The organism is Romboutsia sp. 1001285H_161024_C4 (assembly GCF_015550185.1).
GTDB classification, from domain to species: domain Bacteria; phylum Bacillota; class Clostridia; order Peptostreptococcales; family Peptostreptococcaceae; genus Romboutsia_C; species Romboutsia_C hominis.
Genome location: NZ_JADNAJ010000001.1, coordinates 199,645 through 218,829 on the forward strand (window position 1 = coordinate 199,645; position 19,185 = coordinate 218,829).

Below are 19,185 nucleotides of genomic sequence, written 5' to 3' on the forward strand. Positions count from 1 at the left end.
ATATTAAATGATAAAAATTTGCAATTAAAGTTACAAAAAGGTTACAAAAAAATGCTAAATTGTGTATAATGGTATAGTAAATAAAAAATAGGGCAACAAAAGCAAAATTGGAGTGATGAAAATGATTAAATTTACTAATGTAGATAAATTTTATTCAGATGGTAATAAGTCACTAGATAATGTAAATTTAGGAATAAAACAAGGCGAATTTGTGTTTTTAGTAGGACATTCAGGAGCAGGAAAGTCTACTTTACTTAAATTATTGACTAGAGAAGAAAAAATATCATCAGGAAGACTTTCTGTTTTAGGGGAAGATATAACTAAAATAAAAGCAAGCAAAGTACATAATTACAGAAGAAATTTAGGAATAGTATTTCAAGATTTTAGACTATTAAATGAAAAAACAGTCTATGAAAATGTAGAATTAGCGCTTAGGGTTGTAGGTACAAATGCCAAAGAAATTAGACCAAGAGTTATGGAAGTGTTAAAAAGAGTTGGCATAGCTGAAAAACATAGTAAATATCCACATGAATTATCAGGTGGGGAATCTCAAAGAGTTGGTATAGCTAGAGCTATAGTCAATAAACCATCTATAATAATTGCAGATGAATGTACGGGAAATTTAGATATACATAATTCTATTCAAATTTTAAAATTATTAAATGAAATAAATGAAGAAGGTATTACCGTCATAATGGCAACACATGATATAGAAATATTAAAGCTATTTCCAAAGAGAGTCATAGAGCTTAAAGAAGGAAAAATAATTAAAGATACAAAGAGGGAAAAATATGAAATTAATGTCTAAATTTTTATACAGTCTAAAGCAAGGAATAAAAGGTGCTTTTCACAATAAAACTATGACTATTATATCTACAATTTCTATATCTGCATCTTTAATAATACTAGGAATAGTTTTAACTATAGTATTAAATATAAACCAATTTATAAAATATGCACAAGACGAAATAAATGAAGTTAGGGTATCTATAGAAGAATTCACTAATGATGATGCGAGAATAGAATTAAAAAATAAAATTAAAGATATAAATGGTGTTAAAGGTGTTGAGTTTAAAACAAAAGAAGCTTCTTTTAACGATCTTAAAAGAAGTTTTGGAGAAGAAGCATATCTACTTGAAGGTGTACAAAATCCTTTAGAGGATTCCTTCCTTGTTACAATAGATAATCCAGAGAATATAAAGCAAATATCAAGAGAGATATCTAAGTTAGAAGGTGTAACAGAGATAACTTATTTTCAAGATATAATACAAAATTTCTTAAGTATATCAAGTACAGTTAAGAAATTTGGGTCAATTTTAATAGGGGGCTTACTATTAATATGCCTAGTAATAATATCTAATACGATAAAAAGTAGAGTATATAGTAAAAAAGAAGAAATACAAATTATAAAATATGTAGGTGGTAGTAACTTATTTGTAGTATCTCCATTTATAGTAGAAGGCTTTTTTATTGGATTAGTAGGAGCTACTTTAGCTATTGGTATATGTTTGGTTATGTATGGATATATAGTAGAAAATTTAAAGCAATTTATAAATCCAATAAACAATATTATGTCGGGTGCAGTCCTTCCATTGGCTTCTATATCATCTTCACTAATATCGACGCTGCTTATAACAGGAGTAGTTATAGGGGTATTAGGAAGTGTTATATCAGTTAAAAGACATTTAAAAGTATAAAGTAATAGGGGGAAGATTGAGTGAAAAAAATATTGACAGTGCTAACAGTATGCTCTTTAGTATTTGGAACAACATATATATATGCAGATACTGAAGATAAAAATATAGAAACTAAACAAAAGAGTGTAGATGATAAATTAAACAAAAACAGAGAAGAGCAAACAACTTTAGAATCTAAAATAAGAGATTTAGATTTTAAAGTGAAAGAAATAGAAGGAAATATAAAAGAAACTAATGATAAAATAGAAAATTTAAATGGTGAAATAGAAAACACTAAAGTTGAAATAGAAAAACTAAACGAAAATATAAGTAAAAATGAAGAAGCTCTAGGTAAAAGATTAAAAGCAATAAACAATAATTATTCTATGGGATATATTAAGGTTATATTAAGTAGTACTTCTATATCAGATTTTTTCAATAACATATATGTAGTTAAGCAAGTTGTAGAACAAGATCAGAAGATACTAAAAGAATTAGATGAAAATAAATCAGAAGTAGAGAAAAAAGAAAAAGATTTAAATTATAAAAAGAAAATGCAAGAAGATTTAAAAATATCTCTAGTAGAAAATAATGAAAAGGTACAATCTGATAAAAGTGAACTAGAAGCTTTAAAGAGAGAACTAGAAACTGAAGAAGATAATTTACAAAATGAACTTGAAAAATTAGCAGCAGAAGCAGCAGCTAAACAAGCACAAGAAGCACAACAAAGTGCTGCATCAATTGATGAAAATTTAAATGGAGCAATAATATCAAGTGGATCTTGGCCAGTCCCAGGACATACTAGAATAAGCTCTCCATATGGATATAGGCTTCATCCAGTATTAAATGTTCAAAAGATACATACAGGTATTGATATACCCGCACCAAAAGGAACCCCAGCAGTAGCAACTGATAGTGGTACAGTTATATATTCAGGACCTAAAGGAAGTTATGGAAATACTGTAATGATACAACATGATAATGGAAAGGTATCATTATATGCACATAACGATCAATTACTAGTATCTGTTGGACAGAAGGTTCAAAAAGGACAAGCAGTAACTAAAATAGGAAATACAGGAAGATCAACAGGGCCACATTTACATTTTGAAATAAGAATAAATGGAAAGCATACAAATCCTATGCCATACATAGGGTAATAAAAAATAAGTATCTATTAAAAAATAATTTAATAGATACTTATTTTTTTATTTAGAAATAAATGAATTAAGTTGTACATTTAAATAAATATTAGCAAATTTTGTGCTAAAACATAATACATGTTATCATATAATATATGATTAGATAAACAAGAATCTAAAAGGAGTTTTACACATGGAAGAATATGTAGTTGTGGATTTAGAAACCACGGGTCTTGACCCATATAAGGGTTGCGAAATAATAGAAATCGGAATAACTGAGATAAAAAATAACGAAATAATTAGGAATTATTCAAGGTTTGTAAAACCAACTTCAGATATACCGCCATTTATAACAGATATAACTAACATAACTAATGATATGGTTAAAAATGAAGACCCTATAGAAAAAGTTTTACCTAGATTTAGAAAATATATAGGAAATAGGACTATAATAGCTCATAATGCTAAATTTGACTTAAAATTTTTAAATTATTATTTAGATAAATTAAATTTAGAACCTATAACTAACCATATATGTACATTAGAAATGTTAAAGGCTAATAAGGACTATAAAGGCAAAAATAAAAAATTAGAAACAGCATGTGCATATTATGGAATAGAAAATAAAAATGCACATAGAGCAGATAGTGATACATTAGCTACAGCTAAATTATTTTTAAAAATAAAATAAACAAAAAAGCAAACTATTATTTAAATATAGTTTGCTTTTTTGTTAGAATTTTATGATTTAAATTATTTTCATATAAGACATAAATTTATATCATTCAAAATAAAAAATTTTTAAAACTAATTATATTTAGTGGTTAATTTTTATTAAAACTCATAGTATATAGTATCTTAAAAAACCTTTAGGGGGTTAGACATATGAATTTTATAGAATTTAATATATCTGTAAGTGAGATAGAGTTTTCAATATTTAAAAAAATAAAAAATAAGAAGATATATATCGTTAAAAATAAATTAATTATACCGAAGTCTTTTGATATCGGGAATAGATTAAATTATATAAAAAAATTAGTAAGTACTATTATAAAAGAGCATGATATTAATAAATCCTATATAAATAAAAATGAATCAGAAAATGAAGATACTATACAGTTAATAAAGATAGAAGGTATAGTAGAGGAACTTCTATTTAATTGTGGGGTGGAAATATGCAAATAAATCCAAATGTTAACTTAAAGGTAATAAAAAAGATTAAATCTGAAGGGGTTAATTCAAATTTATATTTAGTAGAAGATACTCAGCTTGGATGTAAATTTATACTAAAGCAAATAAGTAAAAAAAAATTAAAATCTGCAGATAAATACTTTGACGAATCTAAGAAGATATATAGGTGCAATCATCCAAATATAATGAATATAAATACAGCATCTCAAGATGAAAATAATATATATATAACAATGCCATACCTAGAAAGAGGATCTTTATATAATTTATTAGAACACAAAAGCTTAACCATTAGAGAAGTTATAAAGTATTCATTAGACTTTTTATCAGCAATACAATATATCCATTCTTTGGGTATAATACATTGTGACATAAAGCCAAATAATGTACTTATAAGTGATAATGATAATGCAATACTAACCGATTTTGGTTCGGCATTGTATTTAAATAATTCAGGAAATGCAAGGCTTAGAAATGTATATTATAAGCATATAGCTCCAGAGCAGTGTACAAATTCTATAATAGATAAAAAAATTGATATATATCAAATAGGTACTACATTATATAGAATGTGTAATGGAAATGAAGAATATAATAATCAAGCCAGAAAATATAAGGACTTAAATAGTTTAAAAATAGCATGCGCTAAAGGGAAGTTCCCTATAAGAAAAAAATATTTGCCTCATGTACCAAGAGAAATTATAAATATAATAGAAAAATGTCTTATGATAGATCCAAGGGATAGGTATGAAGATGTTTTAGAAATAATGAATGATTTATCTAGTGTAAGTAGAAACTTAGATTGGAGATATAAAAAATTAGAAGAAAATGACTTTGTATGGGAACTAGAAGATACAAACTACAATACTTTTATAAATTTATACAAAGAAGATAATGTATGGAAAGTATTGAGTGATGGGAAAATTTATACAGTAGACACAAAGGCTAAGGGATATAAGCTTATAAGAAGTATTATAAAGAATAAAAAAATGACCTTACTTTAAACCGATCAAGTAAGGTCATTAAAAAGGGGTAAAATATATTATAAAAAGGGGTTTATTAGGGAATATATTTTATTTGGGGAGTAAATAATCGGTTATTAGGGGAATAACCTTGTATTTATAATAACAAGATTCGACAAAAAAAGCAATAGTAAATTTAAAAAAAGTTTTATAAAATTTTTATTTAAACTAAATTTAATTAAAAATTAAATTTAGTTTAAATAAAAATGTATAAAAATACATCTTCTGGATAAACTATAAAAATCTAGGAGGTATATATGAAAAAATCTAAATGTTTGCTTTTAACCTTATTATTTTTTATAGCTATGTCAAATACATCAATATGTATAGAAAAAAACAATATACTAAATAAAGATATATTAATAAATAATGTAGAAAAAGATGATATAAAAATAAGCATAGAGGATATAAATATAGTAGAGGAAAAAATAAGTGTAGGAGATGTTTACAATTCTTCTGCTATAATAAGTATGAATGTTAGAAATAATAGTAAATACGACATAGAATTATCTAATATAGATGTATATCCATATCAAGGCGGAAAACCAGTTAAGTATTTTGTTTCAACAGCTAATGAAGATATACAAGGATTTATAGGAAATATAAAAGGTGGAGAAGATAAAGATATAAAAATGGGAATAACACTTCATAATACTAAAGATCCTATAAAATTAGAGTTAAATAATATAGAAGATAAAAGTAAAGAACAAATTGTACATAGCATAAATATAAAGTAAAAAAGAAAAGCGTTGCTTTTCTTTTTTTTATGTATTATTCCATAGGTTGATGAATATCAACAGGACACTCTGGTTCATAAGTGCCGCAACCTATACAAGTATCATGTATAAAATAAGCTATAACAAAATCTCCTTTGCTATTATATATATTATATAATTTCCAAAAATCATTTTTTTTAGCCAAATAATATACAAATAATATATAAAGTTGCATAAACTAAGTATAGTCATAATCTTACAAATTTGTTCTTTGATTTATTTTGTATAACAATGTATAATTACTTTATAAATAAGGAGGTTTTATGAGTTATAATAATGATGATAATAAAATAAGACGGAAAAGAGTAAGCTCAAGTACAAGTAAAACAACAAATAAAACGGATAATAAAGTATTTAATAATAGAAGTGTAAGTGAAAAAATAAAAAATGAAAACACTATAAATAGAAGAACAAGAAGTAGTACTTATAGTTCTCGTTCAAGAGCTAAAAAAAGCAAGAGGAAAAAAAATAAAAAGTTATTAAAATTATTTAAAAATTTACTAATAGCAATGTTATTAGTATTAGCTTTAGTATCAATAGTTTCTAGTATTTATGTATTTACAGTGGTCAAAGGCTCACCTAAAGTAACTAAAGAGCTATTAGAGCAAAATTATATAAGTAGTGAAGTGGTAGATAATAATGATATACCAAAGTATTTAAAAGATGCTATTGTATCTATAGAAGATGAAAGATTCTATAAACATAATGGTGTAGATACTATATCTTTAGTAAGGTCTGTAGTACATAATTTACTAACAGATACAACTCAGGGCGGAAGCACTATAGAAATGCAAATTTCTAAAAACTTACTTACAAGTGATGATAAAACTATAAAAAGAAAGCTTAAGGATATGTTTAATGCAACTTCCATGGATAAAAACATATCTAAGGATGAAATATTAGGTATATACTTAAATAATATATATTTAGGTAAATCAGCCTATGGGGTAGGAAAAGGTGCTAAAGTGTATTTTGGTAAAGATGTTAAAGATTTAAACTTAGCTGAATGCGCTATGTTAGCAGGAATAACTAATAGTCCAGCAAAATTTGGTCAATTTGTACAAGCAAAGAAAAGACAAGAAACAATACTTTATAAAATGCATGAACTTGGATATATAAATGATGCAGAATATGAAGATGCATTAACTAAAGAAGTAACTTTTGTATCTGAAATAGGTAAATAAGAGGTGTAATATGAAAGAGTATAAGTTTAATTATGAAGATAAAGAATATGTATTAAGTTTAGATAACTGTAGTGGTTTATTAAATGATGAAGAAAAGCCCGTAGATGGCATAAAATTAGAAAATATATTAGAAATGTTATCTAATGGCAGTGAAATAGATTTTGATATGGAATATTACCAAGAAGCTTGCCCAGAATGTCTAAAAGGAGTTAAGGAAAAGCAAAAGTTTTTTGGTTTTTTAGAATATCATTTTTATATATTCACTAAAAATGGAAAGTTTGTTATAAGTGATATAGATAAAAGTTATGAAGGATTAAGTTTTAACAAATTATTAAGAGCAGGTAAAGTTGATGACAGTTATATAGTTAGTATAATAATATGTGAAAACTGCCAAGATTATATAATACAAATAGAAAACTGTATAGTATAAATAAAAAAAGTCTACCATTGATCTGGTAGACTTTTTTTATTACATACAATAAGTTAAAAAGGATGCATCTACTTGTGCTGTTATCTTAACTATACCAGGTACTACATTTGTGATAGATGATTTAGATGAATAATTAATATTATTTAGCTGAGAACTTATTTCAGTAACTTTACAAGGTATGGGATTATAATTAAGAGAAAAACTTTTAGCTAAAATACTAGCTTTATCTTTAGCATCTTGAGTAGCTTTTTTTAATGCTTTATTATAGTATTCATTAGGATTAGATAAAGAAAAATCTATATATATTTCATCATTTGCACCATTTTCAACTACTAAAGAGTAAATATCATTAACTTTACTTAAATCATGAACTATTATAGTTATAAGTTGAGTTACAGTATAAGAAATTAATGTATTTTTTTCATAATCATAATTTTGAGTAGCAGAAATGTCTTTACTAAAAATATCATCCTTTGAAACACCATAATCAGAAAGACTATATAAAAGTCTGTTTAAAATTTCGCTATTTTTATCTTTTGCTATTTCTAAGCTCTTATCTTGAGAAGAGATTCTAACATTAATTTTTGCCATATCAGATTCTATATTTAAAGAACTTACACCTCTAACTGTTAACGAGCCCTTGTTAGAGGGCATATTAAATAGGCTATTTTTATATTGCATAAACAAAACCTCCATACTTTATAGTTTATTACTAAGTTTATATATTTAAATAAGTATACTTTAAATTATATTAATTAATAGAAATTTAATATGATATAATTAATATAAATTTTTAAAATGAGATAAAAGGGGAACTAAAGGTGGAAAATGTAATAGGGGTTATAGCGTCAAATATAGAGTTAAAAGAAAAAATAGAAACACTTTACCCAAGGGAAATAAAAAATAAAGAAATTATAATAGATATTATAGAATTAGATTTATTAGAAGAACAAGGAAAGATATTAGTTGACAAAGGAGCTCAAGTAATAATAGGTAGAGGTGGAGGATATAAGCTTATATTAGATACTGTAAATGTACCCATAATACCTTTAAATATGAAATCTATAGATTTACTAAAAGCTATAAAATTAGCTAGTACATATAAAAAGGAAATAGTTCTTATATTAGGGTATGATGAAGTAGATTTTGATTATATAAGTTTAAAGGATGTAATAAATATACGTATAAAGGAAGAATGGTTCAAATCTAAATATGAAATAAGAAGCAAGGTATTAAAATACATCGATAAAAAAGAAGGTATAGTTATAGTTGGAAGTGGAATAGCTTGTTCTTTTGCTAGACAGTATAACATAGATAATGTATTTATAAATGCTAGTGAAGAATCTATAACAGAGGCTATAGAATACGCTAAAAATATAATAAGTTCATTATCAAATGAGAAATTTAACAATCAAATGCTTATAAATATACTAGATGGAGTAAAAGATGGAATAATAGCTATAGATACAAAAGGCAAAATAATACTATTTAATGAAAGTGCAAAGAAAATATTAAATACAAAAAAGGAAGAAGTATATAAGAAAAATATAAAAGATGTATTTCCTTGTATGGATTGGTTAGTAGAAGCTATGATTAAAAATGAGAGTCATAAGCGTAAGATAAGAAATATAAATAAATTGACAGTAAACACAAGGTCAGTACCCATAATAGTTGATGGACAAGTTCAAGGAATAATTGGAATACTTCAAGATATAACTAATATACAAAGTTTAGAAAGAAAAATACGTATGGATTTAAATAATAAGGGGCTCTGTGCTAAATATACATTTGATGATTATATATTCAAAGATGAAATAAGTAAAGAACTTGTAGAAATGGCTAAAAAGATTGGTAAAACAGAATTTACGACCTTATTATATGGAGAAAGTGGTTGTGGAAAAGAAGTGTTAGCACAAAGTATGCACAATATTAGTCAAAGAAAAGATAAACCTTTTGTGGCTATAAATTGCGCCACTATATCAGAAAGTTTATTAGAAAGTGAATTATTTGGATATGAAGAAGGAGCATTTACAGGAGCAAAAAAAGGTGGGAAGCCAGGGCTTTTTGAGCTTGCTCATGGAGGGAGTATATTTTTAGATGAAATAAATAGCTTACCTATAAATATACAAACTAAATTACTTAGGGTTATAGAAGAAAAAAAGATAATGAGAATGGGGTCAGATCGGGTGATACCTCTAGATATAAGGATAATGGCTGCTACTAATGAAAATCTAAGACAAAAAATAAAAGATAAAACTTTTAGAGCTGATTTATTTTATAGATTAAGTAGCCTAGAGATAAATATACCTCCACTTAGAAAAAGAAAAAAAGACATAGTATTTTTGTTTGAATATTTTGTGAGAAAAATGATAGAAGAAGGTGGTTTTTCAAATCTATCTTCTATCAGTGATAACTTTCAGCTAAAGCAAGAAGAGGTTAATCTATTAAATAATCACAATTGGTTGGGAAATATTAGAGAGCTAAAGAATGTAGCACAAAAATATGTATTAACAGGTAAAATAGAAATATTATATGTGGAAGATGAAGATAATAAAGTGGATGAATATAACTTGAATACATGTAATAGTCAATTTGAAAATATAAATTACGAAAAAATAGGTATTGATATAAAAGAGATAAATAAATATGTTGAAACAAAGATTATAAATATATTATTATCTCAAGGATTAAACAAAACACAGGTGGCAAGTATCTTAGGGATAAGCAGAACAGCTCTTTGGAAAAAATATAAAGGTAATGATTAATGTGTTAAAAAATAGTAACTAATGTTAAGATTTATTAACATAAAAAATTATCATCGAAGGTAAGTCATTATAAATAATAAGATTCACATAAATATGAAACTAATAAAAAACAAGCCTACTTAAAAAAAATTGTTTTTTATTAGTTTATATTAATTATTAGTTTATTATAGTAAATTAATTCAAATATTTGAATATTTGGCACAAGTGTTGCTTTATATTAAGGGTGAAAGTAAATAATTATAGGGTGGTGGGAATATTATGCAAAGTATGGCGGCTAAGCATTCTATATGGCCAAGAGAGAAAGATATAATATTTGATTTATCAGGGAGAGCTCAAAGAGCTGAAAAGAATATAGGAAGAGAAAATGTTATAAATGCTACTATAGGAGCATTAATGGATGACTATGGAAGATTAATAACTTTAGATACAGTTTATAGTGAGTATAAAAACTTAGAAAATGCAGAAATATCTGCTTATGCAGCACTTGAAGGTCAGCCAGATTATCTTGAAGCTGTTAAAAAAGTAGTTTTTAAAGATTACATGCCAAATAGTTATATAAGAGCAGTAGCATCTCCAGGAGGAAGTGGAGCTATAAAATTAGCTACTTGGAATTATACAAATCCAGGTGATGAAGTATTAACATCAGATTGGTTTTGGAGTCCATATGTAAGCATTACAGAAGAAATAGGAAGAACGGTAGGAACTTATGAGTTATTTGATGAAAATAATAATTTCAACTTCAAATCATTTAAAAAAGAATTTTTAAGAATAGCAGATAAACAAGAAAGAATATTTACAATTCTAAACACACCAGCACATAACCCAACAGGATACAGCATATCAGATAATGAATGGGATAAAATAATAGGATTATCAAAAGAAGTAGCTCAAAATAAAGAAAAGAAAATAATATTGTTTGTTGATATAGCATATATTGATTTTGCTAGTGATGATAATGCTAGTAGAATGTTCTTTGAAAAGTTCTCAAATCTACCAGAAAATGTATTGGTTATAGTAGGATTTAGTATGTCTAAAGGATTTACAGCTTATGGTATGAGAATGGGAGCAGCAGTTTGTATAACTTCAAGTGAAAATGTAGCAGAAGAATTCTACTATGCTTGTGTACACTCTTGCAGAGCAAATTGGTCAAATTGCAATAGAGGAGCTATGGCAATTCTTTCCAATATAGTAAATAATTCAGAGAAGTTTAAGAAATACAATGAGGAAAAAAATACGTATAAGGAAATGCTAAAAAGAAGAGCTAATGCATTTGTAGAAGAAGCTGAAAAAGTAGGGCTTGATATACTTCCATATAGAGATGGATTTTTTGTAAGTATACCTTGTGAAAATTCAAGAGAAGTATGCGAGGAATTAACTAAAGATAATGTATATATGGTACCTTTAAAAGCAGGGCTTAGATTTGCTGTTTGTGCAGTAAATGAAAATAAATGTAATATAGCACCAAGTATAATCAAAAATGCGCTTGAATATGTAAAAAGTCAAAAGTTGGTAGAAAATAGATAATAATACTAAATGTATTATATATAAATTAGTTAAAAATATAAGGGAAATAGATTTAAAACTAAGATATATGGGGGAATTTAATATGAAAAAACTAATGACTGGTAATGAAGCCATAGCTCGTGGAGCGTATGAAGCTGGTGTAAAATATGCATCTGCTTATCCTGGAACTCCAAGTACAGAAATATTAGAAAATATAGCTACATATAAAGATTCAATAGTAGCTGAGTGGGCACCAAATGAAAAGGTTGCACTTGAAGCTGCAATAGGAGGATCTATTGCAGGTGCTAGAACAATAGCATCTATGAAACATGTTGGACTTAACGTTGCAGCAGACCCATTATTTACATTTGCATATACTGGAGTAAATGGGGGAATGATATTAGTTTCTGCTGATGAACCAGGAATGCATTCTTCTCAAAATGAACAAGATAACAGAAATTATGCTAAATTTGCAAAAATTGCCTTATTTGAGCCATCAAATAGCCAAGAAGCTAAGGATATGATAAAAGAAGCATATAGAGTAAGTGAAGAATTTGATACTCCAGTATTATATAGAGTTACAACTAGATTATGTCACTCAAAGGGAATAGTAGAGTGCAGTGATAGAGTAGAAGTTGGAATAAAAGATTATGTTAAAAATCCTCAAAAAACATTAACAGTACCAGCACATGCAAGAGTACTTAGACATTCAGTAGAAGAAAGATTAGAAAAACTAGAAGAATATTCTAATAATACTTCTTTAAATTATTGTGAAATGAATGATAGCAAAGTAGGTGTAATAGCATCAGGAATGTGTTATATGTTTGCTAAAGAAGTATTTAAAAATGATGCATCATATATGAAGCTAGGATTTACAAATCCATTACCTATAGAAAGAATAAAAGAGTTTGCATCTAATGTTGAAAAAATATATGTAATAGAAGAGAATGATCCATTTATAGAAGATCAACTAAAAGCAGCTGGTATAGATTGTATAGGTAAAGACTTATTCCCTAAAATGGGAGAAATGACTCCAGATGTTCTTAGAAAAGCTGTATTTGGGAAAACAAACGATACAATAAAATATAATAAGGAATTAGTAGTGCCAAGACCTCCAGGTCTATGTGCAGGATGTCCACACAGGGGATTTTTCTATGAGTTAGGAAAGAGAAAAAATGTATTAGTATCAGGAGATATAGGATGTTATACATTAGGATTTGCACCTCCATATAATGCTATGGATACAGTAGTATGTATGGGAGCTAGTTTAAGTGCAGGTCATGGAGCTCAAAAAGTATTTAATATGAAAAAAGATAACGAAATGAGAGTAGTTGGTGTACTTGGTGACTCCACTTTCTTCCATACAGGAATAAACTCATTATTAGATGTAGTATACAACAAAGGTAATTCAATATCTGTAATATTAGATAATAGAATAACTGGAATGACAGGGCATCAACAAAACCCAGGAACAGGGTATACATTACAAGGAGAGGTTACTGAAATAGTTGATATAGAAGGTTTAGTTAGAGCTTGTGGTGTTAAGCAAGTTAGAACAATAGATCCAAATAACTTAAAAGAAGTAAAAGAGACGCTAGATTGGGCATTTGAATTAGATGAACCTTCAGTAATAATAACTAGATGGCCATGTGTACTTAAGAGATTCTCTAAAGAAGACATAGAAGAATTTAACAATCCATTTACAAATAAATGTGATATAGATAAAGATGCTTGCATAGGATGTAAGATATGTATGAAAACAGGTTGTCCTGCTATATCATTTGACAAGGATGAAAAGAAAGTAAATATAGATAAAAATCAATGTGTAGGATGTAATGTATGTTCTCAAGTATGTCCTAAAGATGCAATATCTAATAATGGATTAGCTAAGGAGGTAAAATAATATGACAAAAAGTATACTTTTAGTTGGAGTAGGTGGGCAAGGAACTATACTTGCTAGTAAATTATTAACTACAGGGCTTATGGAAGCTGGATATGATGTAAAAATGAGTGAGATACATGGAATGAGCCAAAGAGGAGGTTCTGTTTCCTCTCAAGTTAGATATGGATCTGAAGTATATTCTCCAGTTATAGAAATAGGTGGAGCTGACATATTAGTTTCTTTTGAAAAAATGGAAGCTTTAAGATGGTTAGAGTATTTAAAGCCAGGGGGAAAAATAATATACAATAACTATAGAATGGATTCTATGCCAATACTTACAGGAAAGGCTGAATACAAAGAAGAAGAAATAGAAAAAGAATTAGATAGATTAAATGGAAGCTTATTAAATGCAGCAGAAAAAGCACTAGAAATTGGAAATGCTAAAGTAATGAATATAATTCTTTTAGGGGCATTAGTTAAATCTATGAACTTAGAAGATATAAATTGGGAACAAATAATAAAAGACAATGTAAAAGAAAAATTTATTGATATAAATATAAAAGCATTTAATGAAGGGATGAAACTAGTAAGTAAGGAAGCTTTAGCTTAAAAATCAAAAAGCACACAAATTATATAAATAAAAATTAAGCTATTATAAGTTAGTACTTATAATAGCTTAATTTAAATATGCATTAAAACTAGGGATAAATTAGAACATATTTAATATATAACTTAAAAAAAGGGAAAAGGGGATTATTATGAATTATAGAATATTAGCTATAAATCCGGGGTCTACATCAACTAAAATAGCAGTATATGATGATGAAAATCAAATTTTATCAAAAGGAATAGATCATAAATCAGAAGAAATAGCAAAGTATGAAAGAATACAAGACCAATTTGAAATGAGAAAACAAGAAGTATTAAATGTACTAGCTGAAAATAATATAGATATAAATACTTTAAGTGCTGTTGTAGGAAGAGGGGGACTACTTCCTCCAGTTAAATCAGGAGCATATTTAGTAAATGATGAAATGATAGATAGATTAGTTAACAGACCAGTTATTGAACATGCATCTAATTTGGGAGCTATAATTTCTTATGAAATAGCAAAATCTATAGGAGTAAATGCATACATATATGACTCAGTAGCCGTTGATGAGTTAAATGATATAGCTAGATTATCAGGAATTAAAAATATGGATAGAGAGAGCTTAAGCCATGCACTTAACTCTAGAGCTATGGCTATAAAGTTTGCAAAAGACAATAATAAAAAATACAATGAACTTAATCTAATTGTTGCTCATTTAGGTGGGGGCATAACTGTAAGTATTCATGAAAAAGGAAAAATGATTGACATTGTATCAGATGATGAAGGACCATTTTCACCAGAAAGATCAGGTAGGATTCCTTGTAAAAAATTAATAAATACATGTTTTTCTGGAAATTACACACATAAAGAAATGTTAAAGATGATAAGAGGAAAAGGTGGAATAGTTTCTTATTTAGATACAGTAGATGTTAGAGAAGTGGAAAAAATGATGGAAGAAGGAAATAAAGAAGCTAAATTAGTACATGATGCTATGTGTTATCAAGTATCTAAAGCAATAGGTGAATTAGCGACAGTTGTAGAAGGAAAAGTAGATTCAATAATATTGACAGGTGGAATAGCTTACTCAAAGCTTGTAACAAAACATATAAAGAGAAGAGTAGAGTTTATATCTAATGTAGAAATAATGCCAGGAGAAAATGAATTAGATTCATTAGCACTTGGCACATTAAGAGTTTTAAATAATGAAGAAACTGCAAGAGAGTATAAAGAAGAAATATTAGCTAATGCATAAATGTGTTATAAACTTAAGTAAATTTTAATTTTAATACATACTAATGCGTTTTTACTGAAACTATAGAAAAAATCACTGGATACTTATCCAGTGATTTTTAGATTAAGTAAATATTAAAATATAATTATTTAGATATGAAAGTTTCGCAACTTGCATCCTGTGAGTTTATATGAACCTTTTCAGCTTTGCATGCTTTACTAACATTATATTTACACTTCTCAGCCTGACATATTATATTTTCAGGTGTTATATATTCATCATTAGTACTATTTGTAAAAGATCCAAAAGAACCCTCGACAAAAGTTGAACAAGTAGTTTGAGATGTAGAATCTGCTCTACTACCAGCAACATTTATGCCTCCAGCATAGCATTTTTTGCTATTATTATACATACAGTTAGTTGCAGAACAATTTAAATTTTCATTCATAATTACATTCCTCCTAAAATTATCTTCTAGGTTAGTATGTGAAAAATAAAAGAAAATATAACTTATATATTACAACTTAATAATTATAGTTAATCTATTTATAGCTATTATCTAGGACAAAATGTTTCACAACTTTGATTTTCGTTGTTTATTTGAACATTTAATGCAACACAAGAGCCTTCGTCATTATGTTTGCATTCTTTGGCCTGGCAAGCTATATTGTGAGTTTTAGCATAGTCTTCATTACTAGTTGAGTTAGTCAAAGTTGCATTTTTTATATCTTCAAAAGTTAGACAGTGGGTACCATTTGTATTTGATGCTATAGAACCTGAGATATTTATACCGTTAGCATAACAACTACTGCATTTATTATAAAAACATGTAGATGCTAAACATACTAAATTTCCATTCATAATTAATATACCTCCTAGAATTTTATCTAATTTAGTATGTGAAAAAATTAAAGATTTAATCCATTTAAGGTATATATTTATTCTAGGCAATTGTCACATAAAACTGCAACATCCTCTAGAGTCTCTCTGCCTAAATTTTTATTAATATGATACACATCTAAGTTGTGTTCTTGTCCACAAATAGAACAAGTATAATCATTTTCTCTAAGCGCATAATCTTTAAATATTTGCCAATGTATGCTATTTAAGTATTCCTTATACTTAACTTTAAGGCATGCCTCTAAATATTCACTATACAGATTATCTAAGTCAAAGCTAGTTAGATTAGAATATTCACATTCAAAATAATCACAATCATTATATAGGTTAGGTGGTGAATCTAGCAATATACATTTTATATTATATTTGTAATTTTCATCAGGACCATCTAGAGAAAGATGAGTACAATAAGAACAACATTTCTTTGGTAATACTTCTTTAAGTTTCTCAACATTTTTATTCATATGTAACCTCCAATAATTTATATACTTTAATAAACAATATATAGTGAAACTTAGAATTCATTGATAAACACTCTTTATAAGATATATTAAAAAATAGTGATATATATTCTATAAATAAAGGGTTTTATAAAAAAATAAAGTAATTATGTTATATTAATTAAAACTAGGGTGATGAAATGAGAACTTATAATTTTGAGAAAGTAAGAGAAGATTCATACAACGAACTTGAAAAAATGAAGAAAGAAATGAAATATATAAATAAGTTAAATTTTAAAATAGAAAAAGAACAAATATATACAATAGAAACTCAAAATAAAGATTATAGTGATTTATATAATATATATGATGAAGAAAAGCTATATAATTTAAGAATACACAAAAAAAGTATTGGTAAATTTTCTAGTAAAGAAAGAAATGAAAAAAAGTTAAAAAATTTAAGAGTATTGTATTGTGAATTTGAAGAATGTAGGTTTGAAAATATAGAATTTATAAGTTGTATATTTATAGGAAATGTGTTTTTTAAATGTGATTTTGAAAATGTAATATTTAAAGATTGTAAATTCTATAATGAAAAAGATGATATAAATATATTTAAAGATGAATGTAAGTTTAGAGATGTTAGATTTACTAATAGTAATATAGAAAAAACAAAATTTGAAAGCATGAGTTTAAAAAATGTATATATAAAGGAAAGTAATCTAAATGGTTCTATATTTAATAAATGCATAATGAAAGAGGTTATAATTTGTGACAGTGATTTAAGTGCTATTAAAATATTACGTCCAAAGCATTTAGATATATCTTTTGAAGATTATTATTTAAGTAAATTTGACGAGCATACATTTATAGATAAAGTTGACTTAAAGAAAAAAGATAAGAATGAGTGTATAGATATATACAAGGTATATAAGGATATATCAACAAAATTTGAAGCTAATAGATTATTAAACATAGGTGGAGAATATTATTATATAGCTAAATTAATAGAGAAAGATGGTTTAAAAGGAATAGCTAAGTTAAAGTCCATAATATACTGGGCACTTTGTGGTTATGGAGAACGTCCAACATATGCGCTTATAACATCTTTAGAAATTGTATTGGTATTTGCTATATTATACATGATAACAGGTCTTAATATAGGTGGAGAATTTATAAATTATAAAGGTGCATTAATGGGAAATATAGATGTATCTTCTATAAATAAAGACTTCATTAATTCATTGTATTTTAGTATAGTAACTTTTACAACAGTTGGATATGGAGATATAACTCCAGTAGGATTTTTTAGTACTTTATTATCTGCAATAGAAATGCTTTTAGGTGTTACTATGGTTGGTATTTGGACAGCTACATTGTCTAGGAAGATAACAAAATAAAGAGAATTTAAACTCAAAGATATAACATTTAATAATAAAAAATAATGTAATACAAGAACTTAAACGCATATGAATATATAAAGAATGGATATAAGTTAGTTTACATAAAGCGACTTATATCCACAAAGAAAGAATTATATTACATGATTAATATTAATACTTATTTATTTAGTAAAAATTTATTGATAACATGTGCAACTCCATGTTCATTATTAGTTTTAGTTATATAGTTTGCAATATTCTTTATGCTATCGCGAGCATTACCCATTGCTACACCAAGGCCTGCATACTCTATCATATGCTTGTCATTTTCTTCATCACCTACAGCTATAGCTTTATCTATAGATAAATCTATATTTTTACATAAAGCTTTAAGCGCATTTCCTTTATTAGCTTTTTTATTTAAAAATTCTAGGAAAAATGGAGCAGATCTAACAACTGTGTATTTATCAAAAAATTCTTGAGGTACATTTTTTATTATTTCTTCTAATTTTTCAGGTTCGTCAACAATCATAACCTTACAAAATGTCATAGTTTCATCTATTTCTTCTTCTGGTTTATAAACTAAAGGTATTTTATTTAAATCAGATTCTAAAACAGTGTATTTACTAGGTTTTTTGTTAGGTGTTACAACATCAAGTGGTGTACTTATATGAAGATAAGTATTAAGTTTTTTAGAAAGTTCATATATAGATTTAAAATCATCATAATTCATTTCTATATTAGATATAACTTTTTTAGTTTTAACTTCTTGAACAACAGCTCCGTTAAAGCATATAACATAGTCCCCTTCATCAGTTAAATTAAGCTCTTCAAGTAGTGGAGTTACACCAGGTAGTGGTCTACCAGTAGATAAAACTACTTTATTCCCATTTTGTTTAGCTTCTTGGATAGAGTCAAAAACCTCCTTTGTTATTTTTTTTTCGGTATTTAATAAAGTGCCATCAATATCTAGTGCTATTAATTTATACATATAATCCTCCTATGATATTTACATAAAGATAGTTATAATTATATCAATATATGCAGAATTTATATAGAGAAAATTAAA

General features: G+C 26.7%; 21 protein-coding genes. 15 read left to right on the forward strand and 6 right to left on the reverse strand.

What is annotated here, in order from left to right; translation table 11 throughout:
* Positions 1-121 precede the first annotated feature (121 nt).
* The 7 genes from ftsE to I1959_RS01065 all read left to right on the forward strand — a co-directional run bounded on the left by ftsE (position 122) and on the right by I1959_RS01065 (position 5,768).
* Positions 122-808, forward strand: a complete 687-nt coding sequence (ftsE, locus tag I1959_RS01035) for a cell division ATP-binding protein FtsE (RefSeq protein WP_092926985.1) — start codon at positions 122-124, stop codon at positions 806-808.
* The gene (ftsX, locus tag I1959_RS01040) at positions 792-1,697 is read left to right on the forward strand and encodes a permease-like cell division protein FtsX (RefSeq protein ID WP_092926983.1); all 906 of its coding nucleotides are present in this window, start codon (positions 792-794) and stop codon (positions 1,695-1,697) included. Before ftsE ends, ftsX begins: the two co-directional genes overlap by 17 nt.
* 20 nt (positions 1,698-1,717) lie before the next feature.
* A complete protein-coding gene (locus I1959_RS15725) occupies positions 1,718-2,836 on the forward strand; it encodes a murein hydrolase activator EnvC family protein (RefSeq protein ID WP_195236859.1) in 1,119 nt (372 codons plus the stop codon).
* 175 nt (positions 2,837-3,011) lie between these two features.
* Complete coding sequence (locus I1959_RS01050) at positions 3,012-3,509, forward strand: 3'-5' exonuclease (RefSeq protein WP_092926979.1); 498 nt, start codon at positions 3,012-3,014, stop codon at positions 3,507-3,509.
* A gap of 194 nt (positions 3,510-3,703) precedes the next feature.
* Positions 3,704-4,003, forward strand: coding sequence for a hypothetical protein (locus I1959_RS01055; protein WP_092926977.1), 300 nt, complete (start codon positions 3,704-3,706; stop codon positions 4,001-4,003).
* Positions 3,994-5,013 carry a serine/threonine-protein kinase gene (locus I1959_RS01060; RefSeq protein WP_195236860.1) on the forward strand — a complete coding sequence of 340 codons (1,020 nt, stop codon included), beginning with the start codon at positions 3,994-3,996 and terminating at the stop codon, positions 5,011-5,013. The genes I1959_RS01055 and I1959_RS01060 overlap by 10 nt, the downstream gene beginning before the upstream one ends.
* Before the next feature lie 275 nt (positions 5,014-5,288).
* A complete protein-coding gene (locus tag I1959_RS01065) occupies positions 5,289-5,768 on the forward strand; it encodes a hypothetical protein (RefSeq protein ID WP_092926973.1) in 480 nt (159 codons plus the stop codon).
* A 34-nt stretch (positions 5,769-5,802) separates the two neighbouring features.
* Here I1959_RS01065 and I1959_RS01070 read toward each other — a convergent pair whose 3' ends face one another.
* A complete protein-coding gene (locus I1959_RS01070; RefSeq protein ID WP_166504969.1) occupies positions 5,803-5,982 on the reverse strand; it encodes a hypothetical protein in 180 nt (59 codons plus the stop codon).
* Between the two features lie 88 nt (positions 5,983-6,070).
* On the opposite strand from I1959_RS01070, the gene I1959_RS01075 reads away from it, so the two are divergent.
* Together I1959_RS01075 and I1959_RS01080 are read left to right on the forward strand one after the other, a co-directional pair.
* A complete protein-coding gene (locus tag I1959_RS01075; RefSeq protein ID WP_195236861.1) occupies positions 6,071-6,991 on the forward strand; it encodes a biosynthetic peptidoglycan transglycosylase in 921 nt (306 codons plus the stop codon).
* A gap of 10 nt (positions 6,992-7,001) precedes the next feature.
* Entirely contained in the window at positions 7,002-7,421 is a 420-nt protein-coding gene (locus I1959_RS01080) for a DUF3785 domain-containing protein (protein ID WP_092926971.1), read from the forward strand.
* A gap of 39 nt (positions 7,422-7,460) precedes the next feature.
* On the opposite strand, the gene I1959_RS01085 is transcribed toward I1959_RS01080, so the two are convergent.
* The gene (locus tag I1959_RS01085) at positions 7,461-8,075 is read right to left on the reverse strand and encodes an SIMPL domain-containing protein (RefSeq protein ID WP_207733497.1); all 615 of its coding nucleotides are present in this window, start codon (positions 8,073-8,075) and stop codon (positions 7,461-7,463) included.
* A gap of 167 nt (positions 8,076-8,242) precedes the next feature.
* Here I1959_RS01085 and I1959_RS15380 point away from each other — a divergent pair, with 167 nt between their 5' ends.
* The 5 genes from I1959_RS15380 (at position 8,243) to buk (ending at position 15,415) form a co-directional block, all read left to right on the forward strand.
* On the forward strand, positions 8,243-10,186 hold the full coding sequence (locus I1959_RS15380) for a sigma 54-interacting transcriptional regulator (RefSeq protein WP_195236863.1): 1,944 nt from the start codon (positions 8,243-8,245) through the stop codon (positions 10,184-10,186).
* A gap of 258 nt (positions 10,187-10,444) precedes the next feature.
* Positions 10,445-11,710: a pyridoxal phosphate-dependent aminotransferase gene (locus I1959_RS01095; protein ID WP_207733498.1), complete on the forward strand. Its 1,266-nt coding sequence runs from the start codon at positions 10,445-10,447 to the stop codon at positions 11,708-11,710.
* Between the two features lie 82 nt (positions 11,711-11,792).
* On the forward strand, positions 11,793-13,592 hold the full coding sequence (gene iorA, locus I1959_RS01100) for an indolepyruvate ferredoxin oxidoreductase subunit alpha (protein WP_195236864.1): 1,800 nt from the start codon (positions 11,793-11,795) through the stop codon (positions 13,590-13,592).
* 1 nt (position 13,593) lies between these two features.
* A complete protein-coding gene (locus I1959_RS01105) occupies positions 13,594-14,181 on the forward strand; it encodes an indolepyruvate oxidoreductase subunit beta (protein WP_195236865.1) in 588 nt (195 codons plus the stop codon).
* A gap of 148 nt (positions 14,182-14,329) precedes the next feature.
* A complete protein-coding gene (buk, locus tag I1959_RS01110; RefSeq protein ID WP_195236866.1) occupies positions 14,330-15,415 on the forward strand; it encodes a butyrate kinase in 1,086 nt (361 codons plus the stop codon).
* A gap of 124 nt (positions 15,416-15,539) precedes the next feature.
* On the opposite strand, the gene I1959_RS01115 is transcribed toward buk, so the two are convergent.
* The 3 genes from I1959_RS01115 to I1959_RS01125 all read right to left on the reverse strand — a co-directional run bounded on the left by I1959_RS01115 (position 15,540) and on the right by I1959_RS01125 (position 16,758).
* A complete protein-coding gene (locus I1959_RS01115) occupies positions 15,540-15,842 on the reverse strand; it encodes a DUF1540 domain-containing protein (RefSeq protein ID WP_207733499.1) in 303 nt (100 codons plus the stop codon).
* A 107-nt stretch (positions 15,843-15,949) separates the two neighbouring features.
* Positions 15,950-16,255 carry a DUF1540 domain-containing protein gene (locus I1959_RS01120; RefSeq protein ID WP_195236867.1) on the reverse strand — a complete coding sequence of 102 codons (306 nt, stop codon included), beginning with the start codon at positions 16,253-16,255 and terminating at the stop codon, positions 15,950-15,952.
* Between the two features lie 77 nt (positions 16,256-16,332).
* Positions 16,333-16,758 (reverse strand): hypothetical protein, encoded by a 426-nt coding sequence (locus I1959_RS01125; RefSeq protein WP_195236868.1) that lies wholly within the window; start codon positions 16,756-16,758, stop codon positions 16,333-16,335.
* A gap of 176 nt (positions 16,759-16,934) precedes the next feature.
* On the opposite strand from I1959_RS01125, the gene I1959_RS01130 reads away from it, so the two are divergent.
* Complete coding sequence (locus I1959_RS01130) at positions 16,935-18,134, forward strand: ion channel (protein ID WP_092926951.1); 1,200 nt, start codon at positions 16,935-16,937, stop codon at positions 18,132-18,134.
* 160 nt (positions 18,135-18,294) lie between these two features.
* Here the strand turns inward: I1959_RS01130 and yidA are convergent, their stop codons facing one another.
* Positions 18,295-19,107, reverse strand: coding sequence for a sugar-phosphatase (yidA, locus tag I1959_RS01135; protein ID WP_092926949.1), 813 nt, complete (start codon positions 19,105-19,107; stop codon positions 18,295-18,297).
* Between the last annotated feature and the right edge of the window lie 78 nt (positions 19,108-19,185).

Bases quoted from the DNA above. Each gene is read 5' to 3' on its own strand.
- ftsE (WP_092926985.1), top strand. From the start codon at position 122: ATGATTAAATTTACTAATGTAGATAAATTTTATTCAGATGGTAATAAG.
- ftsX (WP_092926983.1), top strand. From the start codon at position 792: ATGAAATTAATGTCTAAATTTTTATACAGTCTAAAGCAAGGAATAAAA.
- I1959_RS01050 (WP_092926979.1), top strand. From the start codon at position 3,012: ATGGAAGAATATGTAGTTGTGGATTTAGAAACCACGGGTCTTGACCCA.
- I1959_RS01055 (WP_092926977.1), top strand. From the start codon at position 3,704: ATGAATTTTATAGAATTTAATATATCTGTAAGTGAGATAGAGTTTTCA.
- I1959_RS01060 (WP_195236860.1), top strand. From the start codon at position 3,994: ATGCAAATAAATCCAAATGTTAACTTAAAGGTAATAAAAAAGATTAAA.
- I1959_RS01065 (WP_092926973.1), top strand. From the start codon at position 5,289: ATGAAAAAATCTAAATGTTTGCTTTTAACCTTATTATTTTTTATAGCT.
- I1959_RS01070 (WP_166504969.1), bottom strand. From the start codon at position 5,982: ATGCAACTTTATATATTATTTGTATATTATTTGGCTAAAAAAAATGAT.
- I1959_RS01075 (WP_195236861.1), top strand. From the start codon at position 6,071: ATGAGTTATAATAATGATGATAATAAAATAAGACGGAAAAGAGTAAGC.
- I1959_RS01080 (WP_092926971.1), top strand. From the start codon at position 7,002: ATGAAAGAGTATAAGTTTAATTATGAAGATAAAGAATATGTATTAAGT.
- I1959_RS01085 (WP_207733497.1), bottom strand. From the start codon at position 8,075: ATGCCCTCTAACAAGGGCTCGTTAACAGTTAGAGGTGTAAGTTCTTTA.
- I1959_RS01095 (WP_207733498.1), top strand. From the start codon at position 10,445: ATGCAAAGTATGGCGGCTAAGCATTCTATATGGCCAAGAGAGAAAGAT.
- iorA (WP_195236864.1), top strand. From the start codon at position 11,793: ATGAAAAAACTAATGACTGGTAATGAAGCCATAGCTCGTGGAGCGTAT.
- I1959_RS01105 (WP_195236865.1), top strand. From the start codon at position 13,594: ATGACAAAAAGTATACTTTTAGTTGGAGTAGGTGGGCAAGGAACTATA.
- buk (WP_195236866.1), top strand. From the start codon at position 14,330: ATGAATTATAGAATATTAGCTATAAATCCGGGGTCTACATCAACTAAA.
- I1959_RS01115 (WP_207733499.1), bottom strand. From the start codon at position 15,842: ATGAATGAAAATTTAAATTGTTCTGCAACTAACTGTATGTATAATAAT.
- I1959_RS01120 (WP_195236867.1), bottom strand. From the start codon at position 16,255: ATGAATGGAAATTTAGTATGTTTAGCATCTACATGTTTTTATAATAAA.
- I1959_RS01125 (WP_195236868.1), bottom strand. From the start codon at position 16,758: ATGAATAAAAATGTTGAGAAACTTAAAGAAGTATTACCAAAGAAATGT.
- I1959_RS01130 (WP_092926951.1), top strand. From the start codon at position 16,935: ATGAGAACTTATAATTTTGAGAAAGTAAGAGAAGATTCATACAACGAA.
- yidA (WP_092926949.1), bottom strand. From the start codon at position 19,107: ATGTATAAATTAATAGCACTAGATATTGATGGCACTTTATTAAATACC.